The organism is Bradyrhizobium sp. P2_E8, assembly GCF_056403875.1.
On the sequence record NZ_JBFUES010000337.1, the window covers coordinates 1 to 7,123 of the forward strand.

Annotated in this window: 6 protein-coding genes and 1 pseudogene; 6 read left to right on the forward strand and 1 reads right to left on the reverse strand. The window is 64.5% G+C overall.

What is annotated here, in order from left to right; translation table 11 throughout:
* Positions 1–326 (forward strand): annotated as a pseudogene (locus AC1D00_RS19510) (M48 family metalloprotease); the annotation flags it as partial.
* A 179-nt stretch (positions 327–505) separates the two neighbouring features.
* Here AC1D00_RS19510 and AC1D00_RS19515 read toward each other — a convergent pair.
* A complete protein-coding gene (locus AC1D00_RS19515) occupies positions 506–1,834 on the reverse strand; it encodes an MFS transporter (RefSeq protein ID WP_135174867.1) in 1,329 nt (442 codons plus the stop codon).
* A gap of 181 nt (positions 1,835–2,015) precedes the next feature.
* On the opposite strand from AC1D00_RS19515, the gene cyoA reads away from it, so the two are divergent.
* The 5 genes from cyoA to AC1D00_RS19540 are packed head-to-tail and all read left to right on the forward strand — an operon-like array spanning position 2,016 to position 7,049.
* Positions 2,016–3,176: a ubiquinol oxidase subunit II gene (gene cyoA, locus AC1D00_RS19520; RefSeq protein ID WP_477011783.1), complete on the forward strand. Its 1,161-nt coding sequence runs from the start codon at positions 2,016–2,018 to the stop codon at positions 3,174–3,176.
* 11 nt (positions 3,177–3,187) lie between these two features.
* A complete protein-coding gene (gene cyoB / locus AC1D00_RS19525) occupies positions 3,188–5,185 on the forward strand; it encodes a cytochrome o ubiquinol oxidase subunit I (RefSeq protein ID WP_477011784.1) in 1,998 nt (665 codons plus the stop codon).
* On the forward strand, positions 5,186–5,815 hold the full coding sequence (gene cyoC, locus AC1D00_RS19530) for a cytochrome o ubiquinol oxidase subunit III (protein ID WP_404552162.1): 630 nt from the start codon (positions 5,186–5,188) through the stop codon (positions 5,813–5,815).
* A complete protein-coding gene (gene cyoD / locus AC1D00_RS19535) occupies positions 5,812–6,192 on the forward strand; it encodes a cytochrome o ubiquinol oxidase subunit IV (protein WP_271569976.1) in 381 nt (126 codons plus the stop codon). Before cyoC ends, cyoD begins: the two co-directional genes overlap by 4 nt.
* A complete protein-coding gene (locus AC1D00_RS19540; RefSeq protein ID WP_477011785.1) occupies positions 6,189–7,049 on the forward strand; it encodes an SURF1 family protein in 861 nt (286 codons plus the stop codon). Before cyoD ends, AC1D00_RS19540 begins: the two co-directional genes overlap by 4 nt.
* Positions 7,050–7,123: the final 74 nt, after the last annotated feature.

Here is a 7,123-nt window from a genome sequence, read left to right on the forward strand (position 1 = left end):
ACCAGTGGCAGTTCAAGGTCTATGCGCTGCGCTTCGGCAGCGACGTCTACCGCTTCATCTTCGCGGCACGGCAGAAGTCGACCGAGAGCGAGCGCAACGCGCGCGAGACCGTCAACTCGTTCCGCCGCCTGACCCTCGACGAGATCCAGGCCGCCCGCCCGCTGCGCATCAAGGTCATCACCGTGCAGCCCGGCGACACCGTGGAATCGCTCTCCCACCGCATGGCCGGCGTCGATCACCCCGCCGAGCGCTTCCGCGTGCTCAACGGCCTCGATCGCACCGCGCAGGTGAAGGTGAGGGATCGCGTGAAGATCGTGGCGGACTGAGGCTGCAGTCGTTCGGCAAACTCCGCCGTCGTCCCGGCGCAGGCCGGGACCCATAGCCACAGGATTGAGTTCGGCGAAGACTCGGAGTTGACAGCCCGCTCCACAACCCCTCCCTGGGGTTATGGGTCCCGGCCTTCGCCGGGACGACACTGATTTTGCGGCGGACTGCTCGAGCCCGACTAGCCGCCCGCGTCCATATCGCCCGCTTCGCGCTGGCCGCTGAGCCAGAGCGCGAGCAGCGTCCAGAACGCGCCGGAGAGCAGATACGCACCCGAGGCGATGACGCCGAGATTGGTCGCCAGCAACAGAGCGACGAGCGGGGCGAAGCCGGCGCCGAACAGCCAGGCCATGTCCGAGGTCAGCGCCGAGGCCGTGTAGCGATATGCCTGCTTGAAGTTCGAGGCGATCGCGCCCGAGGACTGACCGAAGGAAAGGCCGAGCAGGATGAAGCCGATCACCATGTAGATGGTCTCACCGAACGCGCCGGCATCGAGCAGCTGCGGGGCGAAACCGCTGTAGATCGCGATTGCGATCGCCGATCCCATCAGCAGCGACTTGCGGCCGACGCGGTCGGCGATGATGCCCGAGAGCACGATCGCGCCCACACCGAACACGGCGGCGACGATCTCGATGATCAGGAAGCGCACCGGGCTTTCGCGGGTGAACAGGAAAACCCAGGACAGCGGAAACACGGTGACCATGTGGAACAGCGCGAAGCTCGCGAGCGGCGCGAACGCGCCGAGCATGATGTTCTGGCCTTCGCGCGCGACGGTGTCGGAGATGCGCGCGGGCTGCAATTCGCGGGTCTCGAACAGCGAGGCATATTCCTCGGTCGTCACCATGCGCAGGCGGGCGAACAGCGCCACGACATTGATGGCGAAGGCGACGAAGAACGGATAGCGCCAGCCCCAGTCGAAGAAATCGTCGGCCGAGAGATTGCCGGCGAAATAGGCGAACAGCGCGCTCGCCACGATCAGCCCGAGCGGGGCCCCGAGCTGCGGCACCATCGCGTACCAGCCGCGCTTGGAGGGCGGCGCATTCAGCGCCAGCAGCGAAGCCATACCGTCCCAGGCGCCGCCCCAGGCCAGACCCTGCGCGATACGCGCCAGCGCCAGCAGCCAGATCGCGGCGCTGCCGATCTCGGAATAGCCGGGCAGGAACGCGAGCGCCACGGTGGCGGTGCCGAGCAGGAACAGCGCCGAGACCAGCTTGGCCGTCTTGCCGTACTCCCGGTCGACCGTCATGAAAATGACGGTGCCGATCGGCCGGGCCATGAAGGCCAGCGCGAAGATCATGAAGGAATAGAGGGTGCCGGTCAGCTCGCTGGTGAATGGGAACACCAGGCGCGGGAACACGATCACCGAGGCGATCGCGTAGACGAAGAAGTCGAAGAATTCCGAGGTCCGGCCGATGATGACGCCGATGGCAATCTCGCCGGGACTGGCCTGGTCGTGGCCGTGCTCGCCCGAGTGGAGGTCTGCCATTGCGGGGGTCTGTGCCGTCGCCATTCGTGCGCCCTTAACGTCCTGAAAACCAAAGCCGACCGCCCGGCGGGGCGCCAGGCAATCCGGGCCTGTCTGACCCAACATTCCGCACTGCAACATTGGACAAATTGTCCAATGTCCGGATTGCTGCGCCGCAGCTACCCGTTGGCCCCGCAAAGGAAACTCATTCTCAAAGGCTCGGCCCGTGTCCCGTCTCAAGATCCTGGCGCTGCTACCCCTGGCAGTTGCGCTCAGTGGCTGCAACTACGTCGTGCTGGCGCCAGCCGGCGACATCGCTGCCCAGCAGCGCGACCTCGTCATCATCTCCACCGTCCTGATGCTCCTGATCGTCGTCCCCGTGATGGCGCTGACGGTGCTGTTCGCCTGGCGCTACCGCCAGTCCAACACCTCGGCCCGCTACGAGCCGGAATGGGATCACTCGACCRAGCTTGAACTGGTGATCTGGTCGGCGCCGCTGCTGATCATCATTTGCCTGGGCGCGCTGACCTGGATGGGGACGCATCTGCTCGACCCCTATCGCACGCTCGGCCGCATCAAAGCGGAGCAGGCCGTGGACCAGTCCAAGGCCCCGCTCGAGGTCGACGTCGTCGCGCTCGACTGGAAATGGCTCTTCATCTATCCGGACTACGGCATCGCCACCGTCAACGATCTGGCAGCTCCCGTCGATCGTCCGATCAACTTCCGCATCACCGCCTCCTCGGTGATGAACTCGTTCTACATCCCCGCGCTCGCCGGCCAGATCTACGCAATGCCGGGCATGGAGACGAAGCTCCACGCGGTGGTGAACCATCCCGGCACCTACAAGGGCTTTTCGGCGAACTACAGCGGCGCCGGCTTCTCCGGCATGCACTTCAACTTCCAGGGCCTCGACGACAAGGGCTTTGACGCCTGGATCGCCAGCGCCAAGTCCGCCGGCGGCTCGCTCGGACGTGCCGAATATCTCCAGCTCGAAAAGCCCAGCCAGAACGAGCCGGTGCGGCGCTGGGGCACGATCGATTCCGATCTCTACCGCCTGATCCTCAACATGTGCGTCGAGACCGGCAAGATGTGCCAGAGCGAGATGATGGCGATCGACGCCAAGGGCGGCGCCGGCCATCAGGGCCTGAACAACACCCTGCCGCTCTCCTACGACAAGTACGCCCGCCGCGGCACCGCGCTCGGCCCCGAGCCGACCTTCGTCGCCGGCACCTGCACGCCGGATGCGCCGCAGGGCAAGACCACCGCCTCCATCACGGCGCCCGTCGACACCGCGCCGCTGCTCGGCGCCGGCCTGAAGCGGCCGACTTTCACGCCGCTCAAGTCCTCGTCCTTCTTCCTCGGACAGCGTCCGAAGTCAGACTCCTAAAGAGAGCTCGCATGTCTCCTGATCTTCTCAAGCTCATCTTCGGCCGGCTCGGCCTCGAGTCACTGCCATTGCACGAGCCGATCGTCGTCGGCACCTTCGTGGTGGTCGCGCTCGGCGGCGCCACGCTGCTCGGCGGCCTCACCTATTTCCGTCTCTGGGGCTACCTCTGGCGCGAATGGTTCACCACGGTGGACCACAAGCGCATCGGCATCATGTACATGATCCTCGGCATCGTGATGCTGCTGCGCGGCTTCGCGGACGCGCTGATGATGCGCGGCCAGCAGATGCTCGCGTTCGGCGGCTCCGAAGGCTATCTCAACGCCCATCACTACGACCAGGTCTTCACCGCGCACGGCGTGATCATGATCTTCTTCGTGGCGATGCCGCTGGTCACCGGCCTGATGAACTACGTCGTGCCGCTCCAGATCGGCGCGCGCGACGTGTCGTTCCCGTTCCTGAACAATTTCAGCTTCTGGATGACGGTCGGCGGCGCGGTGCTGGTGATGGCCTCGCTGTTCATCGGCGAATTCGCCCGCACCGGCTGGCTCGCCTATCCGCCGCTGTCGAACATCGGCTACAGCCCTGACGTCGGCGTCGACTATTACATCTGGGCGCTGCAGGTCGCAGGCGTCGGCACGACCTTATCCGGCATCAACCTGATCTGTACCATCGTCAAGCTGCGCTGCCCCGGCATGACCATGATGAAGATGCCGGTGTTCACCTGGACGTCGCTCTGCACCAACATCCTGATCGTCGCCTCCTTCCCCGTCCTGACCGTGGTGCTCGCGCTGCTCTCGCTCGATCGCTACGTCGGCACCAACTTCTTCACGAACGATTTCGGCGGCAGCCCGATGATGTACGTGAACCTGATCTGGATCTGGGGCCATCCCGAGGTCTACATCCTGGTTCTCCCCGCCTTCGGCATCTTCTCGGAAGTCACCTCGACCTTCTCCGGCAAGCGGCTGTTCGGCTACACCTCGATGGTCTACGCCACGGTCGTCATCACCATCCTGTCGTACCTGGTCTGGCTGCACCACTTCTTCACGATGGGCTCGGGCGCCAGCGTCAACTCGTTCTTCGGCATCACCACGATGATCATCTCGATCCCCACAGGCGCGAAGATGTTCAACTGGCTGTTCACGATGTATCGCGGCCGCATCCGCTACGAGCTGCCGATGATGTGGACGATCGCCTTCATGCTGACCTTCGTGCTCGGCGGCATGACCGGCGTTCTGCTCGCAGTGCCGCCGGCCGACTTCGTCCTGCACAACAGCCTGTTTCTGATCGCGCACTTCCACAACGTGATCATCGGCGGCGTGGTGTTCGGCGCCTTTGCCGGCATCAACTACTGGTTCCCGAAGGCGTTCGGCTTCAAGCTCGATGTCTTCTGGGGCAAGCTGTCGTTCTGGTTCTGGGTCGTCGGCTTCTACCTCGCCTTCATGCCGCTCTATGTGCTCGGCCTGATGGGCGTGACCCGCCGTCTGCGCGTGTTCGACGATCCGTCCTTGCAGATATGGTTCGTCATCGCCGCGATCGGTGCCGGCCTCGTCTTCCTCGGCATTCTCAGCATGCTGATGCAGTTCGCGGTCAGCCTCCTCAAGCGCGAGCAGCTCAAGGACGTCACCGGCGATCCCTGGGATGCACGCACGCTGGAATGGGCCACCTCATCGCCGCCGCCGGACTACAACTTCGCCTTCACCCCCGTCGTTCACGACAATGACGCGTGGTGGGACATGAAGAAGCGGGGCTACCAGCGTCCGCTCACCGGGTTCAGGCCGATCCACATGCCCAGCAGCACCGGCACCGGCGTCATTCTCGCCGGCCTCGCCACCGCGATGGGATTCGGCCTGATCTGGTACATCTGGTGGCTGGCGGCTGCGAGCTTCATCGCGATGCTCGTCGTCGGGATCGGTCACACCTTCAACTATCACCGCGACTTCGACATTCCGGCCGACGACGTCATCCGGACCGAGGACGCGCGCACCAAACTGCTCGCCGGAGTCAAGTAAATGACTATCGCTGTCAATCCCTCGCAAACCGGCGAGCCGGTCTTCTATCTCGCCGACGAGCATCCGCATCCGGAAGGCTACAGCACCTCGCTGGGCTTCTGGATCTACCTGATGAGCGACTGTCTCATCTTCGCGATGCTGTTCGCCGCCTTCGGCGTGCTCGGCGCCAACTACGCCGCCGGGCCCGCGCCGAAGGACCTGTTCGACCTCGACCTGGTCGCGGTGAACACCTCGATGCTGCTGCTGTCGTCGATCACCTACGGCTTCGCGATGCTGACCATGCAGCAGAACAAGATCGCCCAGACGCAGATGTGGCTGGCGATCACCGGCCTGTTCGGCGCCGCCTTCATCGGCATCGAGCTCACCGAGTTCGCCCACATGATCCATGAAGGCGCAACGCCCCAGCGCAGCGCCTTCCTGTCCGCCTTCTTCACCCTGGTCGGCACCCACGGCCTGCACGTCAGCTGCGGCCTGATCTGGCTGGTGACCCTGATGGTGCAGGTCTGGAAGTTCGGACTGATCGAGGCCAACCGCCGCCGCCTGATGTGCCTGTCGATGTTCTGGCACTTCCTCGACGTGGTCTGGATCGGCGTCTTCACCTTCGTCTATCTCCTGGGAGTTCTGCGATGAACACCGATACCCACGCCGCCCACGCGGACGATCATCACCACGGCGATGGTCACGCCCACGGCACGTTCTCGACCTATCTCCTCGGCTTCGTGCTCTCGGTCGTGCTCACCGCGATCCCGTTCTGGCTGGTGATGAGCGGCGCGCTGCCGAGCAAGCAGATCACCGCGCTGGTCATCATGGCCTTCGCGGTCGTGCAGATCGTCGTGCACATGATCTACTTCCTGCACATGAACACGAAGTCCGAAAACGGCTGGAGCATGATGGCGCTGATCTTCACCATCGTCATGGTGGTGATCGCGCTGTCCGGCTCGCTGTGGGTGATGAACCACCTCAACAGCAACATGATGCCGATCCACCAGATGAGCGGAATGAAGTGAACGAATTGGGGACCGTGACGAGCAAGACAGGATGGGCGCGCCGTAACGCTGCGCGCCCGTCCCTGTGGCTCACGGTCCTCTCGCTCACGGCCTTTGCAGTTCTGATCGCRCTCGGCGTCTGGCAGATCGAACGCCGCGCCTGGAAGCTGGCGTTGATCGACCGCGTCGAGCAGCGCGTCCATGCCCCGGCCCAGCCGATCCCCTCGCCCGCGGCGTGGCCTGCGGTCTCGGCCGCAAGCGACGAATACAGGCACGTCACCGTCAGCGGCCGCTTCCTGCATGACCGCGAGACGCTGGTTCAGGCCGTCACCGAGGAAGGCCCCGGCTATTGGGTGCTGACGCCGCTCAAACGCGACGACGGCACGCTCGTCCTGATCAACCGCGGCTTCGTGCCGTCCGAGCGGCGCGAGGCATCGACACGCCGAGATGGCAATCCGGACGGCGAGGTCGCGATCACCGGCCTGCTCCGCATGACGGAGCCGAAAGGCGGCTTCCTCCGGAACAACGTTCCCCAGCACAACCGCTGGTACTCGCGGGATGTCGCCGCGATCGCGACGGCACGCGGCCTCCACGAGGTCGCACCCTTTTTCGTCGATGCCGATGCCGGATCACAAACCGCCCAAGGCCCCATCGAAGGCCCGATCGGCGGATTGACCGTGATCCGCTTTCCCAATAACCACCTGATCTACGCGCTGACGTGGTTTGCCCTGGCTGTCATGCTGGCCGGTAAACTTTTCGTCACATTCGGCGGCGGGCTGTTCCGCCGCGGGCGCTTCGTCCACGAACCGGCCGGCGGCTCCGACGCTGCCGCCCGCAGGACGGGATCAGATGCTGGAACGATCGTCGAACAGGCCTGACGACGGAAAAACGCCTCCCCAGGCGTTTGGCGAGCTCGCCGTCACGCTGCAATCACAGGCGGACGCGCGCAGCG

Coding starts and splice junctions, on each gene's coding strand:
- cyoB (WP_477011784.1), top strand. CDS start 3,188: ATGTCTCCTGATCTTCTCAAGCTCATCTTCGGCCGGCTCGGCCTCGAG.
- cyoC (WP_404552162.1), top strand. CDS start 5,186: ATGACTATCGCTGTCAATCCCTCGCAAACCGGCGAGCCGGTCTTCTAT.
- cyoD (WP_271569976.1), top strand. CDS start 5,812: ATGAACACCGATACCCACGCCGCCCACGCGGACGATCATCACCACGGC.
- AC1D00_RS19515 (WP_135174867.1), bottom strand. CDS start 1,834: ATGGCGACGGCACAGACCCCCGCAATGGCAGACCTCCACTCGGGCGAG.